This window comes from Paraburkholderia sp. GAS448 (assembly GCF_050435685.1).
Taxonomy (GTDB): domain Bacteria; phylum Pseudomonadota; class Gammaproteobacteria; order Burkholderiales; family Burkholderiaceae; genus Paraburkholderia.
Genome location: NZ_JBNDKT010000020.1, coordinates 1 through 20,158, shown reverse-complemented (window position 1 = coordinate 20,158; position 20,158 = coordinate 1). Strand labels below are relative to the sequence as shown.

General features: G+C 59.1%; 16 protein-coding genes and 1 pseudogene. 13 read left to right on the top strand and 4 right to left on the bottom strand.

Translation table 11 applies throughout. The features are described 5' to 3' along the window. Positions 1-208: 208 nt before the first annotated feature. Positions 209-1,120 (bottom strand): LysR family transcriptional regulator, encoded by a 912-nt coding sequence (locus P3T23_RS29510; RefSeq protein WP_429319625.1) that lies wholly within the window; start codon positions 1,118-1,120, stop codon positions 209-211. A 116-nt stretch (positions 1,121-1,236) separates the two neighbouring features. On the opposite strand from P3T23_RS29510, the gene P3T23_RS29505 reads away from it, so the two are divergent. The 4 genes from P3T23_RS29505 to P3T23_RS29490 all read left to right on the top strand — a co-directional run bounded on the left by P3T23_RS29505 (position 1,237) and on the right by P3T23_RS29490 (position 6,759). After that, entirely contained in the window at positions 1,237-1,395 is a 159-nt protein-coding gene (locus P3T23_RS29505) for a hypothetical protein (protein WP_429319624.1), read from the top strand. 263 nt (positions 1,396-1,658) lie between these two features. Continuing rightward, on the top strand, positions 1,659-2,480 hold the full coding sequence (locus P3T23_RS29500) for an SDR family oxidoreductase (RefSeq protein ID WP_429319623.1): 822 nt from the start codon (positions 1,659-1,661) through the stop codon (positions 2,478-2,480). Positions 2,481-2,960: 480 nt separating this feature from the next. After that, positions 2,961-5,114 carry a sigma 54-interacting transcriptional regulator gene (locus tag P3T23_RS29495; RefSeq protein ID WP_429319622.1) on the top strand — a complete coding sequence of 718 codons (2,154 nt, stop codon included), beginning with the start codon at positions 2,961-2,963 and terminating at the stop codon, positions 5,112-5,114. Positions 5,115-5,343: 229 nt separating this feature from the next. Continuing rightward, complete coding sequence (locus tag P3T23_RS29490) at positions 5,344-6,759, top strand: aldehyde dehydrogenase family protein (protein ID WP_429319621.1); 1,416 nt, start codon at positions 5,344-5,346, stop codon at positions 6,757-6,759. Between the two features lie 92 nt (positions 6,760-6,851). Here P3T23_RS29490 and P3T23_RS29485 read toward each other — a convergent pair whose 3' ends face one another. Together P3T23_RS29485 and P3T23_RS29480 are read right to left on the bottom strand one after the other, a co-directional pair. Next, positions 6,852-8,603: an aldehyde dehydrogenase family protein gene (locus P3T23_RS29485; protein WP_429319620.1), complete on the bottom strand. Its 1,752-nt coding sequence runs from the start codon at positions 8,601-8,603 to the stop codon at positions 6,852-6,854. 92 nt (positions 8,604-8,695) lie between these two features. Further along, on the bottom strand, positions 8,696-9,289 hold the full coding sequence (locus P3T23_RS29480; protein WP_429319619.1) for a TetR/AcrR family transcriptional regulator: 594 nt from the start codon (positions 9,287-9,289) through the stop codon (positions 8,696-8,698). Between the two features lie 410 nt (positions 9,290-9,699). Here P3T23_RS29480 and P3T23_RS29475 point away from each other — a divergent pair, with 410 nt between their 5' ends. The 8 genes from P3T23_RS29475 to P3T23_RS29440 all read left to right on the top strand — a co-directional run bounded on the left by P3T23_RS29475 (position 9,700) and on the right by P3T23_RS29440 (position 18,238). After that, positions 9,700-10,206 (top strand): 2,4'-dihydroxyacetophenone dioxygenase family protein, encoded by a 507-nt coding sequence (locus P3T23_RS29475; protein ID WP_429319618.1) that lies wholly within the window; start codon positions 9,700-9,702, stop codon positions 10,204-10,206. A 296-nt stretch (positions 10,207-10,502) separates the two neighbouring features. Continuing rightward, a complete protein-coding gene (locus P3T23_RS29470; RefSeq protein WP_429319617.1) occupies positions 10,503-12,152 on the top strand; it encodes a fatty acid--CoA ligase in 1,650 nt (549 codons plus the stop codon). 25 nt (positions 12,153-12,177) lie between these two features. After that, complete coding sequence (locus P3T23_RS29465) at positions 12,178-12,642, top strand: MaoC family dehydratase (RefSeq protein WP_429319616.1); 465 nt, start codon at positions 12,178-12,180, stop codon at positions 12,640-12,642. 48 nt (positions 12,643-12,690) lie between these two features. Next, positions 12,691-14,397, top strand: coding sequence for an alpha/beta fold hydrolase (locus P3T23_RS29460; RefSeq protein ID WP_429319615.1), 1,707 nt, complete (start codon positions 12,691-12,693; stop codon positions 14,395-14,397). 259 nt (positions 14,398-14,656) lie between these two features. Continuing rightward, positions 14,657-15,490: a poly(3-hydroxyalkanoate) depolymerase gene (gene phaZ, locus P3T23_RS29455; RefSeq protein ID WP_429319614.1), complete on the top strand. Its 834-nt coding sequence runs from the start codon at positions 14,657-14,659 to the stop codon at positions 15,488-15,490. 83 nt (positions 15,491-15,573) lie between these two features. Next, positions 15,574-16,776, top strand: coding sequence for a DUF445 domain-containing protein (locus P3T23_RS29450; RefSeq protein WP_429319613.1), 1,203 nt, complete (start codon positions 15,574-15,576; stop codon positions 16,774-16,776). Between the two features lie 343 nt (positions 16,777-17,119). Then, complete coding sequence (locus P3T23_RS29445; RefSeq protein ID WP_429319612.1) at positions 17,120-17,437, top strand: DUF4148 domain-containing protein; 318 nt, start codon at positions 17,120-17,122, stop codon at positions 17,435-17,437. Between the two features lie 423 nt (positions 17,438-17,860). Continuing rightward, positions 17,861-18,238 (top strand): copper resistance CopC family protein, encoded by a 378-nt coding sequence (locus P3T23_RS29440; RefSeq protein WP_429319611.1) that lies wholly within the window; start codon positions 17,861-17,863, stop codon positions 18,236-18,238. 197 nt (positions 18,239-18,435) lie between these two features. Here P3T23_RS29440 and P3T23_RS29435 read toward each other — a convergent pair whose 3' ends face one another. Further along, positions 18,436-19,179 carry a hypothetical protein gene (locus P3T23_RS29435; RefSeq protein ID WP_429319610.1) on the bottom strand — a complete coding sequence of 248 codons (744 nt, stop codon included), beginning with the start codon at positions 19,177-19,179 and terminating at the stop codon, positions 18,436-18,438. Positions 19,180-19,895: 716 nt separating this feature from the next. Between P3T23_RS29435 and P3T23_RS29430 the strand changes: the two are divergent. After that, positions 19,896-20,158 (top strand): annotated as a pseudogene (locus P3T23_RS29430) (metallophosphoesterase); the annotation flags it as partial.

Here is a 20,158-nt window from a genome sequence, read left to right as displayed (position 1 = left end):
GCTTTTGATCTGGACGAATCTTGGGATAATCCGGTCACATTGACAATTCCACTGGGGATTGACGAACTGTTAACTGAAAGTTGACGTTTGGCCTACCGCAAAGCCTTACGGGTTGGATTGCCCCGATATGGGAATTTGCGGCCCGACGGCGCGCTAAGGGTGAGGTGACGGATTCGAGCGCGGCGGCGGACCGCCCGAGCGCACTACTTCAGGCCCATGTCTGTGCGAGCGAAAGGATTTCGTCGCGCAGGTAGTCGATCAGGGCTTGCGTCGATGGCGATGGATAGCGGTTGGGCAGGGTGACGATATACAGCGTGTTCTGCTGACCGGCGACACGGTATTGCGGCAGGATCGGCAGCAGTCCGCGGCTCATCGGCGCATGCGGCACGTAGGCCGGCAATAGCCCAATACCCATGCCCTGAGACACGGCCTCAGCCAGGAACGGGTAGTCCGACGACTGCAACGCAGGTTGCATCGTTATGGTGTGGACATCGGCTTCGTTCTCCCGGTGCGTGAGCGTCATCGTCACGCGCCGGCCCGGATAGGGCGAACCGACCAGTGTCTGCCTTTCGAGGTCTTCGGCACACGCGATCGGACCGTGCTTCTCCACATAGCTCGCCGATGCATACAGGTTCCAGTCAATCGAGCATATGTTGCGAGCCACATAGTCCAGCGGGGGTGTCGACGTGATTTTCACCGCCACGTCGACTTCTGCGGCGATCAGGTCGTCGATGCGGTTGTTGAACGTGACATTGAGCATGATGCCCGGATGCGCGCGCGCGAATTCGAGCAGCTTCGAACCGATGAACATCCTGCCGAAGCCGGTCGGCACACTGATCCGCACCCGGCCGCGTAGTGTTTGCCCGAGGCTGTCGATCGATGCTCGCGCCGTGCCCAGATCCTCGAGCATGCGCTGGCCGCAGTCGTACAGCGTGTGTCCGGCTTGCGTGAGTTCGATACTTCGCGTCGAGCGACGCAGGAGTTGTGCGCCGGTTTCGCGTTCCAGCAGTTTCAGCCGCTGGCTGACATTGGCGCGTGTCATGCCAAGTTGGCGCGCGGCGGCGCTGAGACTGCGCGATTCCACAATCTCGACGAACAGGCCGATCAGATTCAGGTCCATGGGGCGGTTGTCAATTCAGCCTGAACAGGCGTCGCTATATTAGGTCTATTGTCGCCGCTTGGATAGCAGTCGTCCTGAAAGGCCCAGTCGCCCGGTGTAATGGTCTGGATTTGATGGTGGCCGAACCGCTGCCCGCGCGGCTGCTGCTCGGCTCGGACGCCTGGCAGGTCGTCGAAGCCGAGGAACAGGCGCGCCGCGAGACGATGCCGCGCTGGAAGCCGGTGACCCTCGCTGCCGATTTCGACGCGGCATCGCCCGAGTGGCCGTCGGAGTAAGGCCACTCGCATTGTCCTGACCGGAGCGACTGGCATGGTACGTGAGTGTCTGGAAGCCGGGGGCGTCAGCGAAATCGTCGTGCCCGGCCGTCGTGCACTGCCACGACCTCGGCCCAGGAAATTATCAGGGTCTGGTTTCAGACTTCGATAACCCCGGAGCGGCTTAATGATGTATTTCACGCGATGAGTCGTTTCGGTATGAGGGCATTATCGTATTTCAGATTTCATCTTATTGTCACAGACCTTATTACGTGGAGATTATCATGGCGAAAACAATGCTGATTACCGGCAGTTCGTCCGGCGTGGGGGCGGCCACTGCAAAGCTATTCGCGGAACGCGGATTTAATGTCGTAGCTACTATGCGAAATCCCGGAAATTCTCCGGATTTTGGCAACCTCTCTAATATGGTTGTAGAGCGGCTTGATGTGGAAGATGTGGCAAGTATTGACCGTGCAATTAAGGTTGCTCAGGAGAAATTTGGCCACATTGACCTCGTAATTAATAATGCAGGCTATGGTCAATATGGGGTCTTTGAAAAAACACCGATGGAAAAGATTCGGAAAAATTTTGAGGTCAATGTTTTTGGTGTAATGAATGTGATGCAAGGAATTATTCCGATCTTTCGTCAGCAAAAAGGAGGGATTATTCTGAATGTTAGTTCCTGTGGAGGGCTGATCGGCATACCGGCATCGTCAGCCTATATTTCCACGAAATTCGCTCTAGAGGGTTTTATTGAAGCGGTGTCACACGAACTGGCATCCCAAAATATTATCACCAAACTTTACGAACCCGGTGCGATTCTGTCTCCGTTCCACGAAAGGTCCGCGCGCGAACATATTGGTGATGGTGGGATTGAGAGTTACGATCAATTCCTTGAAAGCACAAATGCATCATTGGCAAAACTGGCAGCCGGTGCGGCGACTACTGAAAAGGTTGCGGAAGATATCTACGCTGCAGCCACCGATGGAACTGACAGGCTTCGCTATTGTGCCCCTTATGGTGTTGAACAACTTGTCAAGGCAAAGCGCGAACTCGATGACGAAGGATATGAGAGTTTTGTTCGCTCGGTGTTTCCCGGTAAGTAATATTTATAAGGCTGCGTTCCAATCAGTTGAAATTGGTTGTAGACAATCGGCGTCAATCGAGGATGTGTTTGTATATATCCCGGTTGGCGTCGATTCACAAAATCCTGGTTCCATGTCGGTCAATTTTTGTCGTCGAATTGAAGCTGTTGTGTATTCGTAGCGCTGACAACTCACCCACCTTGTCGGCCTCGAGTTGACCGATCGCGGTGAATACAACGTCAACGTTTGTGATGCGTAGTATTTTCGGCATTTGCATAACTCGCCTATGCGCCAACTGACCAAGGCGCAAGTGACGGAATCTACAGATGCTTAACCAACTAATGATTGGCGAAATCTCGCCAATGACGATATGCTGAACAACAAGCGCACTGTCTCCGGGAAGCGGGAGTCCCGTCATCGGCACTGACTCCCAGAAACCGGATGGGGAGCGCCTGAACAACGGTTAGCGCTCTCACCGGTTCTCGCGCCGACGGATGCCTCATGAATGATTTCATCAGGGAATCGCTGCAATTCACCTTGAATCTGATTCCGGCGCACATCTGGTACGCGGATCCGTCCGGTGCCCTTGCGTTCCTGAATGAACGAAGCGCGGATTACCTGGGTCTCGCGAAGGACCATCCTCTTCGGTTCGGCATTGAGACAGGCGCGGCATGGGACGCCCATCTCGCGTTTCTCCATCCGGACGATCGCGAGGCCGCACGCAACGTCTGGTCAGAATGCGTCAGATCGGGATCCGCAGGTGAAGTGACTTTTCGGATGCGTAACGCTGAAGGCGGATATCGCTGGTTCCTCAGTCGCGCTGAACCTCGCCGGGCGAATGATGGAACGCTGCGTGGCTGGATTGGCATCAACGTCGATATTGAAGAACGAAAGCGGGCCGAGTTCTACCTGGCGGAAGGTCAGCGCCTTGCACACACCGGCAGCTGGGCATTCAACGCTGCCGGCTTTGAATACTGGTCTGCCGGGTTGTTTCAGATCCATGGCCTTGAGCCGGGCGGCAAGGCGCCGAATATTCCGGAATATATGGCGCTCGTGCACCCCGATGATCGAGACTTCGTGGCGCACGAAATTCGGAAGATGCTGGCAGACCATCGTGGCTTCGACTTCACAAAACGGATTGTGCGGCCTGATGGAGGCACTCGTCATATCCGTTGCGTCGGTAGGCCGGCAACCGACGGCGGGACTTTCCGGGGGTTCGTCGGAACCGGGATGGATGTAACGGAGCAGGAGCAACTCGCGCAGGCGTTGCGCAAGAGCGAGGAGGAACTCCGGCAGATTGTGGATCTCGCGCCGCAACACGTGGGCGTACTGGGCCCGAACGGCGAGCGCCTCTACGCGAACCGTACGGCGCTCGCCTATCTCGGCACCCCTCTGGACGATTGGTTGCACGGAGCCATTGGATCTCACATTCATCCTGACGATCGCGAACGGTTAATCGCGTTTGCAAGTCGTTTGTCGGTCGGTTCCGTCCCTGAGGTGGAATTGCGCCTGCGTAAGAACGACGGAAGCTATCGCTGGTTTCTGGCTCGTTATAACCCGGTCTGCGACGAGCACGGACGGCTGCTCCGCTGGTATGTTGCATGTACGGATATCGAGGAGCGCAAGCGGGCCGAGGAGAGACTGCAACAGGAAAATGTGGCGCTTCGCGAGGAAATCGACAAGACCTCCATGTTCGAAGAGATTGTCGGTACTTCGCCCGCGCTGGCGGCCGTGCTTGGACGAGTTTCCAAGGTCGCAGCCAGCGATTCGACGGTATTGATCACTGGCGAGACCGGGACCGGCAAGGAGCTCGTCGCCCGTGCGATTCACCGGCGTTCGCGCCGCTCCTCAAGGGCATTCGTGGCCGTGAACTGCGCCGCGATTCCGCGCGAGCTGATTGCCTCAGAACTGTTTGGGCATGAGAAGGGGGCCTTCACAGGTGCCACCCAGCGGCGACTCGGCCGCTTTGAGCTCGCCGACGGCGGAACGATCTTTCTGGATGAGGTCGGCGAACTGTTGCCCGACACGCAGGTCGCGTTGCTGAGGGTACTGCAGGAACGCGAGTTTGAGCGCGTTGGGGGCAGGGAGGCTATCCGCGTCGACGTTCGCGTTATCGCGGCTACCAATCGTGATTTGAGTGAAGCCGTGGCCGATGGAAGCTTCCGCCGGGACCTTTTCTATCGTCTGAACGTTTTCCCTGTTGAGATGCCGCCGTTGCGGGAGCGTATACAGGACATTCCCCTGCTGGTGGAGTATTTCATCGACCACTACGCGCGCAAGGCGGGCAAAGCATTCAAGCGCGTCAACAAGCGGACACTGCATCGCCTTCAATCCTATCCCTGGCCGGGGAACGTGCGCGAACTGCAGAACGTCATTGAGCGGTCAGTGATTGTGTGCGACTCCGAAGAATTCATGATCGACGATAGCTGGCTGCCGACACGACCACCGGTCGACAGCCGGCTCGCCCTGTCAAGCACGCTAGCGGCACATGAGAAGACGATCATCGAGGACGCGCTGCGCGCCTGTGACGGCCGGGTCTATGGATCGTCCGGGGCGGCGACACGGCTCGGCATTCCGCGCTCGACGCTCGAATCGAAGATTCGCGCGCTACGGATCGACAAGAGCCGCTTTCGGCAGCGGCCGGCGAACAGCTAAGCAGTCGGCTGTTGTACAGGAGTTCGCCATTGGCGAAATATCGCCAAAGTGCAACCTTAAAGTCCTTGTAAATCCAACATATTGCCGTTGGCTCAGTAATTGCCTCAGAGATCGCATGGCCCCTGCTGAAGCATCGCAGCAGGGGCAGAGCGGACGATCGTGAGGCATTCTGTTGTTCACTCGCGCCATCGTCCTTCGTCCCGACCGCAGGTCATTAAGGAAAGGCGCGATGAAAACAATCACTCAACACTACATCGATGGGGCGTTCGTTGAATCCCACGGCCGCGAGGTCATGGTCAGCGTCAACCCGGCCAACGATACAGCGATCGCCTACGCAATGATGGGCGATGCGGAAGATGCGCGACGCGCCATCGGCGCAGCCAGGCATGCTTTTCCCGGCTTCGCCCGGACGACCAGGGAAGAGCGCGCGACGTTGTTGCGCCGACTGCATGAGGTCGTCGCGGCGCGCATCGACGATCTGACGTTGGCCATGGTCGATGAGTATGGCGGCACCGTCCAATTCTCCTCGCTCATTGTACGGATGGCTGCCGACTCGTTCTTGCACGCAGAGAAGGCGCTCCACCAACTGCCGTTGGTTCGGACCTGGGGTCAGACGACGGTGACCCTGGAGCCGGTCGGCGTCGCCGGACTGATCACGGCCTGGAATTCGAATGCGCTGTTTATCTGTCTCAAGCTGGCCTCGGCCATTGCCGCCGGGTGCACGGTCGTCGTCAAGCCCAGCGAGCTCAGCGCGTTGCAGACGCACGTGTTGCTGAAATGCCTGCACGAGGCACGACTGCCGCCGGGCGTGTGCAATGTCGTCACGGGTCGCGGGGAGGACGTTGGGGCCGAGTTGGTACGCAATCCTGACGTGGCCAAGATTTCGTTCACAGGCTCGGTTGCCGTTGGCGAGAGGATCATGCGCGACGGCGCCGCGACGATGAAGCGGGTCACCCTCGAACTGGGTGGCAAGTCGCCCAACATCCTGCTTGACGACGTTGTGCTGGACAAGGCGATTCCGACTGCTCTGGGCATCGCCTTCCTGAACAGCGGTCAAGCCTGCGCGGCAGGGACGCGGCTCCTCGTGCCGAAGAGTCGGCTCAACGAGGTCAAGCGCGCCATTGTGGATGCGATGTCGGCCTTTCCCGTTGGCGATCCGGCCGACCCGAAGACTGCTGTCGGACCGATGGTGACCCAGAAGCAGTATGAGCGCGTGCAGTCCTATATCCACAAAGGTATCGCCGAGGGTGCAGAAGTACTGGTCGGCGGCGAAGGCCATCCGCCGGGTCTCGAGAAAGGTTGCTTCGTGAAGCCAACGGTGTTTGTCAATGTCACGAATGACATGACGATCGCCCAGGAGGAGATCTTTGGCCCCGTCCTGTGTGTCATCGCCTACGAAACCGATGAAGAGGCGGTCAGGATTGCAAACGAGTCACGATACGGCCTCCACGCCTTCGTGAGCGGGACCAACCTGGAACGCGCACGCCGCGTGGCTTCCCAGCTCCGCGCCGGCCGCATAGCGATCAACGGTATGCGTGATGACCCACAGGCCCCTTGGGGTGGATTCAAGCACTCGGGCGTCGGCCGGGAATTCGGCACGTACGGGATAGAAGCGTTTCTCGAACCGCGGGCCATCCTGGAGTGACCGTTCTTGCCGTGCCTGAACGAATCGAATAAGGAAACCCATTCATGGTAGAGCACGCATCCATCTCCCAGCGAAGCTGCTGTTCTTTTGAGTCACCCGCGCATCGCGCTGACGAAGATGCCAAGAAGTTTGAACAGAGACGGGCGCGCCTGAAATGCCAATAATTTGCGAACCGTCGTGGCAGAGGTCCGGTTACCAATGAACCACGGCGGTCTGGGCAGCATGGCGAATGTTCCGTGTAACAATGCTCTCGGGAACGGTCGGAACGGCGCGCGAACCACAGACCGCTGTGGGCGGTCGAATAGAAAGCAGTTGTGTACGACCCCGCGCCCACTTTGAATGTCGTTCACGGGGTGACCGGGAAATGCGCCCCAAGGCGTCTGCGCCAACAAAAATCCGAGGCCAGTCCAGGCATTGACCGCAATGGTGCCGTAACGGAGACCAGTGAGTAGGGCTTCGAAGCGTGAGCCCAGGGATTTTTCAGTCGCCGGATCGATGATGACGTTTGCGCCAAGCGTGCCGTGAAGCTTCGTGTTGGCAAAGTCGATTGCCGATTCGAGGAACGCTGCCGGTTCGGCGCCCGGCAAGAACACGACAGTGAGAGCTGGACCGAAAACTTCGGTTCGGAACGCGTATTCGTCGTGTACGCCGGTGCCATCCAGGACAGCAACCAATCGTGGCGCATCAGAGTCCCGCGCAAGCGACAACGCCGCTGGATAATGCTCGCGGAAGGCCGCCAAACGATCGCTGCTTCCCGGGTAGTAAAGTGGCCTGGTTCGCGCGGAAGAAAAAACCTTCTTGAATTCCGAAAGTAGTGCCTCTGCCTGCGGCCAGTCCTGCGGCAAGATAAGGACTTGGCTTGCTACGCAGTTGAATCCGGAATTGTGTAGCTTCTGGGTCGCTATATGCTCAGCCTGGAAGCGAATGTCCGCCTCTGTCCAGTTCCCTGGGACGACAATCGTCGGACAGACTGCGCCGAGTTCGCTCGTGATGGGACGATTGTTCAGGCGGATATCTTGCGCCTTGCGTGTCGCACCTGCCTCTCCAGTGCCGAAGACGATTGCGTCGTGGGACGCGGCGCTTCCGGTAATGTGCAATGTCTCCACAAGGGGATGGCCTGTGAGAAAAACGCCGACATCCGTGCCGCCATTGACAATCGCCAACACGCCTTCGTCAATAAAGGCTGCAAAGATTTTCTCGAAAACAGGCAAGAGGTACGCCGTGACCGGGTTTAGCTTGAGGACGACAACACTGTGTTCAGCGTACAGCTTGTACAGAGCGTCTAGCGGCGCGATGCTGGTAATGTTACCGGCTCCGAGAACCAGTGAAAGTGAGCCGACGCTGGATTGGCGCGCGGGGTCATAGGCGCTCGCAACGAATCGGCGAAGGTTCGATGGCAGTACGTCGGGTTCCATCCAAACCTCTGCACTGACACCACTCAACAGCAAACGATCAGTCAGCGTCGTAGGAAACACTTGAACTGCTGTCTGGTTCGCCGCGGTTGTGCGTACTTTCATTGCATCGAGAAAGCGAAGACCATCCAGCTGCGTTAGCGTGCAAAGCAGGACATCGATTGCCGTCAGGGCTGCCCACGGCCCCGACGTCCATTCTTCACCAACGAGCGGGGAATCAGCAGGCAAACCCTTTGCTGCGGAAGCGAGCCTACCCCATTCATCCGCGTTTTCGACTAACGCTTCGCGAATCAGCTTCAATAACTCAACGCGACGGCTCACGGGCGTCGTCGCCCATTTTTCCTTGTTCGCAGATACGGCTGCTACGATCCGGTCGACCTGTTGCAGGCTGGAGTTGAGTGCGTCGTCGGCAACTTGCGTTGAACTCTTCATCGATCTGATCCCTAACCCGGGTCTCGAGCGCCCGAGGTCCGGCATTATTGGGACGATCGTCCTAATTTGTCAATTTATTTTGGACAAGCGACCTATTTTGTGGTGGTCGGAACCGCTGCAACTAGCAGGTGCCGTATGGTGCGCCGAAATCGCTTGCCTTCGGGGTCCTCTCCAGAGAGTGTCATTTGCAGTGCATTGAAAAAGTGCGCATCAAGCAGGAGAAATGTCTGATGGATCGTTCCGCGTGATGCCTCAGGCTGCTGCAGGTGAAGCAGGGTAGATGTGGCGTTCTCCAGGTCCCGCTCGATCTCCGAGGTGGCCGCGCGCAAACCTGGATTGAACAGTGCTTGAGCGCGTAGGTCGTACCAGAGACGATGAATCGTCGCGTCGCGTGTAGCGGCTACGACTAGCAGGTCGATGACAGAGGTTACGCGGTTCTTCGTGGCGCCTTCCTGCTCCATCGCTTCCACAAGACGACCAATGAAGCGGGTCTTGTAGCGACGTATCGTGTAGAGAATGAGGTCGGTCTTGCTCTCAAAGTAATAGTGCAGCTGCCCTAAGTTGATCTCTGCAGCTTCCGCGATGTCGCGCAGCGACGTTTCGGCGTACCCGTGTTCCGCAAAGCACCTGATCGCGTGGTCAGCGATCTCGATTCGACGATTTTCGCGCTTTTCGGTTTGTCGCATGTCGTAGTATTCCCGTTGTTTGTGCCTCGTTCTCTGGCCTTTCCCCCACTCTTTTGAAGGGGAGTCATTGCGTCAACTTTGCGTGTCGCGCGTTCACGCGTGCGCACGAGTAGTTGAGTCGTGCTGCTTCTCGAATGGGGAGCAGGCAGGGTGCCAGCAGGATTCTACTTGAACGGACTTGACGAAGGCACGGCCAGGGCAGTCGCGTTCGGGGCGGTTTGATTTGTGTTTAGAGGTGAACATTGGCGGTTGGACACTTTCGGAAAGAACAGGCGAGTGGCGCGTGAAGTACAAATTTGGGCGGCACAGGTCAAGCTCGCACGGGTGACTTTCGATTGAATAGGAACTGGAGATTGCGCACGGTTCGCGCTGCGCACGCCCAGCCCCCAACACAATCGGAGACGTATTCCATGAACACAGAAGCTACGCAAGTCCTCAACGATGTTTCGGCGATCGACACGGTCCATATCGCTGGAAACGCCACGCCGTGGGTCCCCTTCGCCCCTGTCAACGACAAAATTCTGCTCAAATACTTCAAGATCAATCCCGTCACGGGCGAAGTGGTATTGCTCATGAAGGCGGCCAAAGGCGAAGGCGCGCATATTCATCGCCATACCGGCACGGTGATGGTCTACACACTCAGCGGTCGCTGGAAATACGACCAGCACGACTGGATCGCACAAGCCGGCGATTTCGTTTTTGAGCCGTCGGAGTCGTCACACTCGTTCACGAATCTCTCCGACGACGACAATGGTATGGCGCTCGTGGTGTCGACCGGTGAGCTCCACTTCCTCGACGAAGACGGCAAGGTCACGTTCGTCGAGACGTGGCGGACAGCCTTGAGCCGCTATCAGGACTACTGCCAAGCCAATGAGTTGCCCGAGATCGACCTGATCGGCTGCCAGGGCGGCCGCTAGGCGACGTCGACGGAGGCTACCGGGCAGTCGCTGTGGATCAGCGCGGCCATGCTGAGAACGCCCGGCCAAAGGACATTGCGTCCTGCGCGGCCGGGCATCTCCAGTCGGACGTCCTGGCATTCGCCAATCAACTGGGCGCAGGACGCTTCCATTTGATTGCCCGCGACTGGGCCCATGCCCTCAATAGTTTGCCCGCATAACCCGGCTCGAGAGCATCGCCGAGATGCCACTACACGGACGCCGCTGGTGGATGCATTCGTGAGCCGGTACCCACTATCGCAACCAGGGAGATGTAGATGCTCGACGAGGCGATAAGCCCGACACCGTCAGCCTATGCTTATCCATTGCTGATCAAGCACCTGCTGCATACGCCACTCGCCCACGCACCGAACCAGGAGATCGTGTACAGAGGGCAGAAACGGTTGACCTACCGGACGCTGGGCGAACGCATTGCGCGGCTCGCGAGCGGTCTGAGCGGACTCGGAGCGCAGCATGGCAGTACCGTCGCGGTCATGGACTGGGACAGTCATCGCTATCTCGAATGCTACTTCGCCATCCCGATGATGGGTGCCGTCTTGCAGACGGTGAACGTGCGGCTCTCGCCCTCGGAAATCGCCTACACCATCAATCACGCCGGCGCGGAGATCCTGCTCGTTCACACCGATTTTCTGCCTGTGGTCGAAGCGATCAAGGACAGGCTCGAAACGGTGCGCACATTCGTCTGGATTGAAGAAGAAGGCAGCGAAGCGTGCGCGCACACGATTCCGTTCGCCGACGAATATGAGTGCATGCTTGCCCGGAGCGCGTCCAGCTATGCGTTCCCGGATTTCGACGAGAACACACGGGCCACCACGTTCTACACGACAGGCACCACCGGCTTGCCCAAGGGTGTCTACTTCTCGCATCGGCAACTGGTGCTGCACACGATTACCGGCATGGCTGCGCTGGCGAGCCCGGTGTCGGGGCAACGCTTTCATTGTGGCGACGTGTACATGCCGCTCACGCCGATGTTTCATGTCCACGCCTGGGGCATGCCCTACATCGCCACGGTGCTCGGTGTGAAGCAGGTTTATCCAGGGCGCTATGTACCGGAGCGGCTCGTGCAACTGGTGCGCGACGAAGAGGTCTCGTTCTCGCACTGTGTCGGCACGATTCTGCACATGCTGTTGAGCTGTCCAGAGGCAAAGGATGTCGATCTGGGCAAGTGGAAGGTCATCATCGGCGGCGGCGCATTGCCTCATGGCCTCGCGCGCGCCGCACTCGACCGTGGCATCGATATCTTCACCGGCTACGGCATGTCCGAGACGTGCCCCATCCTGAGCCTCGCGCAGTTGAGGCCGGGCAGCGGGCAGACCGACACGGAAGAGGAGGTGCGCTTACGCTGCAAGACCGGTTATCCCGTGCCGCTCGTCGACTTGCGCATCGTGAATGAGGACATGGAAGACGTCGCGCACGACGGCAAGGCGTTTGGCGAGATCGTCGTGCGCGCACCGTGGCTTACCCAGGGCTATCTGAAGAATCCGGAGGCGTCCGGGCAGCTCTGGGAAGGCGGCTATCTGCATACCCAGGATATTGCCAACATCGACCCTACGGGCAATCTGCAGATCACCGATCGCATCAAGGACGTGATCAAGTCAGGCGGTGAGTGGGTTTCGTCGCTCGAAATCGAGAGCCTGATTTCGCAGCATCCGGGTGTCGCGGAAGTTGCCGTGATCGGTGTCAAGGACGAAAAGTGGGGCGAACGGCCCGTGGCGCTGGTTGTACCCAGGAAGGACCTCGCCACAACGCTTACGGAGGAGGATGTCAAGAAGCACGTCTTCACGTTTAGCGAAAAAGGGCAGATCTCGAAGTACGCGGTGCCGCAGATCGTCAGGTTCGTCGAGGCGCTCGAAAAAACGAGCGTGGGCAAGATGAACAAGAAGCGCCTGCGTGAACAGTTTATCTGATCGTTGAATTGGAGGAGACAACACGATGAGCATCCTGGGATATAGCGTAGCAACGCTTGACAAGTTCGTTGGTCAGGAGTTGGGCGTATCGGATTGGGTCACCATCGATCAGGCGCGGATCGACACCTTCGCGCAATGTACGGGCGACAACCAATGGATCCACGTAGACATGGAGCGTGCGGCACGCGAGAGCCCGTTCGGCGGCACGATTGCCCACGGTTATCTGACGCTTTCGTTGCTCGCATCTCTGGCGATGGAAGTCGGTCTCATCCCCGCGGACGCGTCGGCGGGCCTGAACTACGGGCTGGACAAAGTGCGCTTCATCACGCCGGTGAGAGCGGGTGCCCGGGTGCGAAGCCGCATCGTGTTGCTCGAGGTCGACAGGAAGAACAAGGGCCGCGTCATCCTGAAGACTTCAAACGAATTGCAGATCGAGGGCGCGGACAAGCCGGCGCTGATCGCAGAAACACTGGCGTTGCTGGTGACGTGACGGGAGCAGAAATTGAAGAAGTCAGGGAAAACGGTTCAGGAGGGTGAAATGGCAACAGTCAATGCGCCCCCGTCGCAAGGCAGCGAGTGCCTGGAGCTCGCCGATCGTGCGACCGGTGGCATGACCAGCCTCAACCCATTCGTCGGCGTGCGTCCGTGCGATATTCTTGCCACCGCCCAGCAGATCGGCGCGCAAGCGATCCGGCATCCGGTGCTGCTGCTTGAGCAGGAAGCGGCGTTGGCGCGCGAGCTGGTTTCGATATTCAGCGGCAATGCTGCGTCGATGCCGCCACAGGGCGACAAACGCTTCGCTGACGCCGCCTGGCGCGACAATTCACTGTACCGCAGCACACTGCAAGGCTACCTTGCCTTGCGCAACGCGCTGACGGGCTTTGTCGATCGTTCGGCGCTCGACGAAAAGAGCAAGGAGCGCGCGCAGTTCGTGCTGTCGCTCGTCACGGACGCAATGGCGCCGACGAATACGCTGTTCGGCAATCCGGCCGCAATCAGGAAGATCGTCGATTCAGGAGGTGCAAGCCTCATTGCCGGCATGAAGAACCTCCTGACGGATACGCTGACCAACCGGGGCATGCCTGCTCAGGTCGACAAGGCCGCATTTGAAGTCGGCAAGAACCTGGGCACCTCACCTGGCGCGGTGGTGTTTCGCAACGAGGTGCTCGAACTCATCCAGTACACGCCGGCGACCCCGAACGTCTATGCGCGTCCGCAGCTGATCGTGCCGCCGCAGATCAACAAGTTCTACATTTTCGACCTGTCCAGGGGCAAAAGCATTGTCGACTATCTGGTGAAGCACGAGTTCCAGGTGTTCGTCGTGAGCTGGCGCAACCCCACTTTGGCGCAGCGCGACTGGGACATGGACACGTATGTCGCCGCGCTGCTTGAAGCCATCACGGCGGTGCGTGACATCACTGGCAGCGCGGACGTGAACCTGCATGGCGCCTGCTCCGGCGGCATGACGATTGCGGCGTTGCTCGGCCACCTGGAAAGCCGTGGCGAACACGTGGTCAATGCCGCCACGCTGATGGTGGCCGTGCTCGATAGTATGGCCGACTCGCAAATGGGTCTCTTTGCCACGCCCGAAGTCGTCGCCGCGGCGAAACAGAACAGCACGGCGAGAGGCGTGCTGGCGGGCGAGGATATGGGGCGCGTGTTCGCATGGATGAGACCCAACGATCTCGTATGGAACTACTGGGTCAACAACTACCTGTTGGGCAATCCGCCGCCGGCCTTCGACATTCTTTACTGGAACAACGACGCCACTCGATTGCCTGCCCGGTTCCACGGCCAGCTGCTCGACATTTTCACGGAAAACCTGTTCAGCAAGCCTCGCGCGCTCACCGTCCTGGGTACGCCGATCGACCTCTCGGGTGTGAAGTGCGACAAGTACGTCGTGGCTGGCGTCACCGATCACATCACGCCATGGAAGGGCGTGTACAACTCGGCGCGCGCATTCGGCGGCAAGACGCGCTTCGTGCTGAGTTCGAGTGGTCACATCCAGAGCCTGATCAATCCTCCGGGCAATCCGAAGGCGAGGTTCTTCCTCAATTCTGAATTGCCTGCAAATCCCGACGAGTGGCTCGCTAAAGCCAAACCGGAAGCGGACTCATGGTGGAGCGACTGGCGACAGTGGCTCGCCGAGCGTTCCGGAGAACGCCGGCCTGCGCCGGAAACGCCAGGCAACGAACAGCACCCGCCGATTGCAGATGCCCCCGGCACCTACGTCGCAGAAATGTAACGTCTGGCTTTACGTCTGCTTGAACACTACGACTTTCATTCACAGACCCCCTTCGGAGAATTTGACATGGAATCAAGCAACACCAAGAGTCTTTTTGTCGACTACGCCCGGTTTTTCGGTCAGTTCAAGTTGCCCGGCATCGACCTCGCCGCCATGCTGGAGCGGCGGCGCAAGGATATCGAGTAACGCGGCATGGCGATACGAACAGGCGCCGACGCCCCGCGCGGCGCCACGCATGACAGTCACGCGGAAAAGAAAAATGCCAAATTACCCTGAGTCTGTCTGCAACATGCACATCCAGACAGTCGATCTGGATGGTCAGACGCTGCGTGTTGGCATCCGGCGCGGCAGCGACGATTACCCGCCCTTGCTCATCTTCAACGGCGTCGGCGCGAATCTCGAACTGGTCGAGCCGTTTGCCTCGGCCCTGGAAGATGTGAGCGTCGTCGTCTTCGACATCCCCGGCGTCGGCGGATCGCCGGTTCCGCGCATGCCGTATCGCTTCTCGACGCTCTCGGTGCTCACCGACAGGCTGTTGTCGAAGCTGGGCTATGAGGGGCCCGTCGATGTGCTCGGCGTATCGTGGGGCGGCGCGCTCGCGCAGCAATTCGCGCATCTGTATCCCGTGCGTTGCCGCAGGCTGATTCTCGCGGCGACCTCGCCAGGCGTCGTCATGGTGCCGGCCAGGATATCGGTGCTCGCGAAGCTCATCGGCCCGCGCCGCTACACGGACCCGGCATACCTCGAGGAGATCGGTGCCGAGATATATGGCGGAGCGTACCGGCGTGATCCTGCGTTGTTGAAGGAGCACAGCCGTCATATCCGTGCGCCGGGGGGGCGCGGATATCTCTATCAACTGCTGGCCGCCTGGGGATGGAGCAGTTTGCCCTGGCTCGGCAGCCTGCGCCAGATGACGCTCGTCATGCACGGTAACGATGACCCGATCGTGCCTTTGGCCAATGCGAAGATTCTCGCAGCCCGCATCCGCGATGCGACGTTGTACGTCATTGACGACGGCCATCTGTTCCTCGTCGCGCGCGCAAAGGACGTTGCTCCCGTGGTGCGAAAATTCCTCCGGCAGGAGACGAATTGAGTTGCCTCACTGATAATGATAAAAGCCTGCAAGCCCTGGCATCCGATGAGGGCGGGATCCGAAAGGAGGCTCGTTCGAGAAGCATGCGGCGCATAGCGACGTGCTTGCTGGGCGCCATGATGGCGCTGCTGCTTGTGTGTGTCGTCTTTCAAGCCGACTATCCCTGGCTGGCGTGGCCGCGGGCGTTTGCGGAGGCTGGCGCGATCGGCGCGATAGCGGACTGGTACGCCGTAGTTGCGTTGTTCCGGCATCCGTTTGGTCTGCCGATCCCGCACACGGCAATCATCGAGCAGAATCACCATCGTATCGCTGAGAGTCTGGGCAGCTTCGTCGAGGAAAATTTCCTGACACCTGAAGTCGTCATCGGCAAGTTGAGCGGCCACGACACAGCCAAAGCGCTGGCGGAGTGGCTCGTCAAGCCGGAAAACGGTAGGGCGATCGCAGACGTGGTTGCAGACTCGCTTTCTGGTTTGCTTGACGGGATTGACGACGAAGACTTCGCGCGATTCCTCGATCGCCTCGTGATCCCGCAACTGCGCACGCTCGATGTGTCTCGCGTCGCGGGCAACATCCTGAAGGTTGTGACGGACGGCAATCGACATCAGCCCCTGCTGGATCGCGGACTTGAGGCGCTGGAGCTTTGGCTGACGAACAACGCAGGCATGCTCAAGGCGAAGTTCAGTGCGGCGTCGCGCTACACGCCTGCGCAACTTGACTCCTACATCGTCAACAAATTCGTCGAAGGTATCATCGGGCTGGTTCACGAGGTGGTCGCGAATCAGGACCATGAACTTCGTCGCCAGTTCGATGAGGCGCTTCAGGATCTGATTCTGCAACTTCAGACATCCCACATCCATCGCCGATTTGGCAAGACGTTGATGCGCGACTGTCTTCGGCATTTCAGGAACGGCCGTCACGCTAGCGCACTCCTGAACCACATCCGCACGCGCGTGACAGCCGAGGTCTATCGCGAGCAGTCGATCGTCCGAAGCGTAACCACCGGCGTGCTGGCTTCGCTCGGCGAGAGCATGAGGCGCTCGCCCGCGCTCCAGCAGAAGTTAAACGCGTGGTGGCTGAATCTCGCGCACAAGCTCGTGGTGCGCTATCGGCGCCAGATTTCGGCGCTCATCACCGGCGTGGTGAAAGGCTGGAATGCCACGGAAGCCAGTCGAAAGATTGAAGCAGAGATTGGCCGCGACCTGCAGTACATCCGTATCAACGGGACGTTCGTTGGTGGCATCGTCGGCGTTTTGCTTCATGCAGCCACGTTGCTTGTGAGCAGATGAATCGAGCATGGCTCAATTGCGGAAATGGGAGGCGCAACTATTTGATAGCGCGCAGCGAGAATGGCCTTGCCACAAGCGAGCAATCAGGATGGCTTCCGACAGGCGCTCAATCTCACCTGGCTGTGGCTTACAGAGCAAGGCTCTGCTTGCAATGGCTCGAGACGCGCAAAACGTCTTTCGCGTTCTATTGCAGTGTTCGCCACAAGCAGGGGTGCGGTCTTGTCCTGCAAACGAGAATAGGGAATAAGGAGGTCGGTTCGGCGGTTTACCGGTGCAGAGCGTCATGCCGCGCAGTCAAGTGGATTGTGGACATCAGTCGCTCAAACATCCAAGGAGTATTGACATGAAATCGAATTCGCCGAAGTGGCTTGTTGTTCATTGCACGCGTGGTTCGCTCATCGTGGGTGCGGTGCTGATGGCAACTTCAGCCTGTGTGTACGCGCAAACGTCGCCGGAACCTGGCGGGCATCAGCTCACCCGTGCAGAGGTGCGGCATGAGCTCCAGGAGTTGGAATCGGTCGGATACCGCCCAGTTCCCAACGACCTCTACTATCCAGGTGACGTTCAGGCGGCGGAGCAAAGGCTGGAGATCAAACGTCAAGCGGAAAAGAATGCACTCACAGGTGGAAACCAGATAGCGCAGACCAAGACCATGCACTGAGTCGGATGGATTGCGGCTACAATCCGCCGCCCCTTGCTCGAAGCTGGATTGGGCCGGTGTGACGTTCGCCAGTCGATGGTCCAGAAGAACGCTTTCGGCTTGACCAGGAGCGCAAGCAAAAAGGTGCGGGTGTCGCCGGAGCGAAACGTTGATCGCGAAGCACTGATCGACCATGCCGAAGTGCGTGACATTGGTTAAATCATGAATACGGGCTCTGGCCGCCGGGTGACTGCGTGGCTCGCCCGGCCGCGCCCGCACCGTATCAGCCTCAGGTCCAGGCAAGGCGCCGCGTTCAGGTAACGACGCTCCGATGTGGCGCCTCCGACTGCTGGCCGGTTCGCTGACTGCTCCGGCTCAATGGCTCGGTGGCTCGCTGTCGATGAAGCTGTTTCCCAACTCTCAACGCAAAACGCTGATCCATCCATGAAAACCTCTTTTCTGAATGCATCGACCGCGCGCGGCCTCGTCGCTGCACTGACACTGGCGATCGCGCAACTGGCACACGCTCACGCTTTCCCGAAACATGAAGTACCTGCCGCTGGCGCCACCGTGTCCAGCTCGCAAAATGCGGTGGCGATCGATTTCGATGACGGACTCGAATCGAAATTCAGTGCAATCACCGTGACTGATGCGCGGGGCAGGTCCGTGACAAGTGGCAAGTCGGTGGTCGATCCGTCAAACGCGAAACATATGTGGGTGGCGTTAAACGCATTGACGCCGGGCGTGTACACGGTCACGTGGGTCGCCGTCGCCGCCGACGGGCACCGTACGGAGGGTGCATACACCTTCACGGTCATGTAGTAATGGGATTACCGGTCGTCGTGGAACCCGGGGTGGCGCCGCCGCGCAGGGCACGCGTCGCCTGGCCGGCTTGTCCCGGCAAGCATGCCGGACGAGGCCGGCCAATACCCAACATAGCGGAGTGAAGAAGATCGCAACGGGGCAGTGGGGCGCTCGGGCGTCCGTTGCCACCCAGCAGCGGCCTTCTCAAGTCTCCGTTAGCGCAGTGAGTCACGCATTCGTCGACGGTCAAACCAGTTGCGAAACTGGCCAGCCACGAAAGCGCTGATGACCAGCGACAGGTAGATGGCTACAAGATTGTGACGCCACGCGTCGAGTGCGAGCTGATGGGCGACAAGTTTCGGGTCGGGCGCCGGGAGCGTGGCATGCAATACCACGACGGCGCGCATCATCCGGACAAAGCCGGCCGCGGACAGCAGTGGCAGAAAGACGAGCAGAGCAAAAAGCGCGGGCTTCGCGCGTTGCACCATCGCGTGGTGGCGCACCCGGAACCACAGTCCGAGGCAACCGTGTATCCACCCCGGCGCGAGCAGCGCGAGTTGCAAGCCTTGCGTGCCGCTCGTGATCAGCGATATTACGATCCGCTCATAGTTCGGTTCGAAACCATAAAGCGAAGCCGCGAGTCGAGTTCCCACCGCATGGCGGATAAGCAGTAAAGGAAGGCTTAGTCCCGCCCAAAGGCGTATCCATTCGGCAGGCGGAAGCGCCCAGTAGCGGCGCCCGTAGATCGTGTGCAGAGCCAGTGCAAAATGCAGGCCGGCCGACCCGTAAAGCACGACCGTTCCGGGCACGCTATGCCAGAGCAGCATCGCCAACGTGAGACCTTGCCCGGCAAGTTCCAGCGACCAGATCCCAAGCGCGTGATTGACCAGGTGGAGAAAAACATAGATCAGCATGACCAGGCCCGATCCGAGTTGCAAACGACGCAGAGTCTGTTTCACCTTCGCCCCCTGACATCAAACGTGTAGAGAGCTGCTTTTCAAGAGCCGAAAAACAGTTGGCAGTAGCTGACTGGACCTACGCATTCATTGCGGCTGGTCTGCGGTAGCGACGAGCATCCTGCCGCCGTCAGTCCCCCTGATACGGCAGCGATCAGAGCTATCGCTCGAATGCGCGACAAAGCCTTCATGCTTACGCGCTGGTGGCGTGAACCTGGGTGGCTGTTCGCCGCCCCCTGTCGGCCGGCTGTCCCCAGGCTGTACGCATTGGGGAACGGGCTGTCGCGAAGATCGAACGGGTTCATTGGCATTTCTCCTGTCTTCAGGTCGGAACGGGCGACCGGCCTGCGAGCCTTCCCTGACGGTGTTGTGCGGTATGCAGGGAGTAGACGCCGTTTCGTCGCCGGATATTCCCGGGCCCTCAAAAGAAGCCATTTGCCCCTGATCGCTGAGTCAGATGACCGCCGCCTGACCAGCATCAAGTCGAGGGAAGCGGGTATCTGCCACGACTTCTGATCACATCGCCGTGGCGCGCCGACCGTTGCGACCCAGGTGCGCGTCACTGCCAACCCCGAGGGCGACCGAACCCACGGGCACATTCGCAATTTCGGGCAGGCGGGAATAAAACGGATGACCCGGCAGTCTTGCTCTTGAACCCAGTCGGGAGGTCCGTTGGATGATCCGGCGGTCTACCTCTTCAACCTAATCGTGAGGGCACTATGTCGTCAGATCTTCCATCCGATCCGTCGCGCCGCGGCGCGTTGAAATGCCTCGCCTTCGGTGGCGTAGGCACCGTGTTTGTCCTGGCCGGCGGTGTTCTCACACCGGTGGAATTAGCCCTCGCCGCAACGGCGAACGATTCGTCAGCTGCTTCGGGCGTCCCCCTGTTCCTGCAGATCAGCGACAGTCATATTGGCTTCAACAAGGAAGCCAATCCGGATGTCGCGGGCACGCTCAGGCAGACGATTGACTTCGTCAACGC

What these genes read in the sequence shown, in the direction of transcription:
- P3T23_RS29510 (WP_429319625.1), bottom strand. Translation starts at nt 1,120, where the DNA reads ATGGACCTGAATCTGATCGGCCTGTTCGTCGAGATTGTGGAATCGCGC.
- P3T23_RS29500 (WP_429319623.1), top strand. Translation starts at nt 1,659, where the DNA reads ATGGCGAAAACAATGCTGATTACCGGCAGTTCGTCCGGCGTGGGGGCG.
- P3T23_RS29495 (WP_429319622.1), top strand. Translation starts at nt 2,961, where the DNA reads ATGAATGATTTCATCAGGGAATCGCTGCAATTCACCTTGAATCTGATT.
- P3T23_RS29490 (WP_429319621.1), top strand. Translation starts at nt 5,344, where the DNA reads ATGAAAACAATCACTCAACACTACATCGATGGGGCGTTCGTTGAATCC.
- P3T23_RS29485 (WP_429319620.1), bottom strand. Translation starts at nt 8,603, where the DNA reads ATGAAGAGTTCAACGCAAGTTGCCGACGACGCACTCAACTCCAGCCTG.
- P3T23_RS29480 (WP_429319619.1), bottom strand. Translation starts at nt 9,289, where the DNA reads ATGCGACAAACCGAAAAGCGCGAAAATCGTCGAATCGAGATCGCTGAC.
- P3T23_RS29475 (WP_429319618.1), top strand. Translation starts at nt 9,700, where the DNA reads ATGAACACAGAAGCTACGCAAGTCCTCAACGATGTTTCGGCGATCGAC.
- P3T23_RS29470 (WP_429319617.1), top strand. Translation starts at nt 10,503, where the DNA reads ATGCTCGACGAGGCGATAAGCCCGACACCGTCAGCCTATGCTTATCCA.
- P3T23_RS29465 (WP_429319616.1), top strand. Translation starts at nt 12,178, where the DNA reads ATGAGCATCCTGGGATATAGCGTAGCAACGCTTGACAAGTTCGTTGGT.
- P3T23_RS29460 (WP_429319615.1), top strand. Translation starts at nt 12,691, where the DNA reads ATGGCAACAGTCAATGCGCCCCCGTCGCAAGGCAGCGAGTGCCTGGAG.
- phaZ (WP_429319614.1), top strand. Translation starts at nt 14,657, where the DNA reads ATGCCAAATTACCCTGAGTCTGTCTGCAACATGCACATCCAGACAGTC.
- P3T23_RS29450 (WP_429319613.1), top strand. Translation starts at nt 15,574, where the DNA reads ATGCGGCGCATAGCGACGTGCTTGCTGGGCGCCATGATGGCGCTGCTG.
- P3T23_RS29445 (WP_429319612.1), top strand. Translation starts at nt 17,120, where the DNA reads ATGAAATCGAATTCGCCGAAGTGGCTTGTTGTTCATTGCACGCGTGGT.
- P3T23_RS29440 (WP_429319611.1), top strand. Translation starts at nt 17,861, where the DNA reads ATGAAAACCTCTTTTCTGAATGCATCGACCGCGCGCGGCCTCGTCGCT.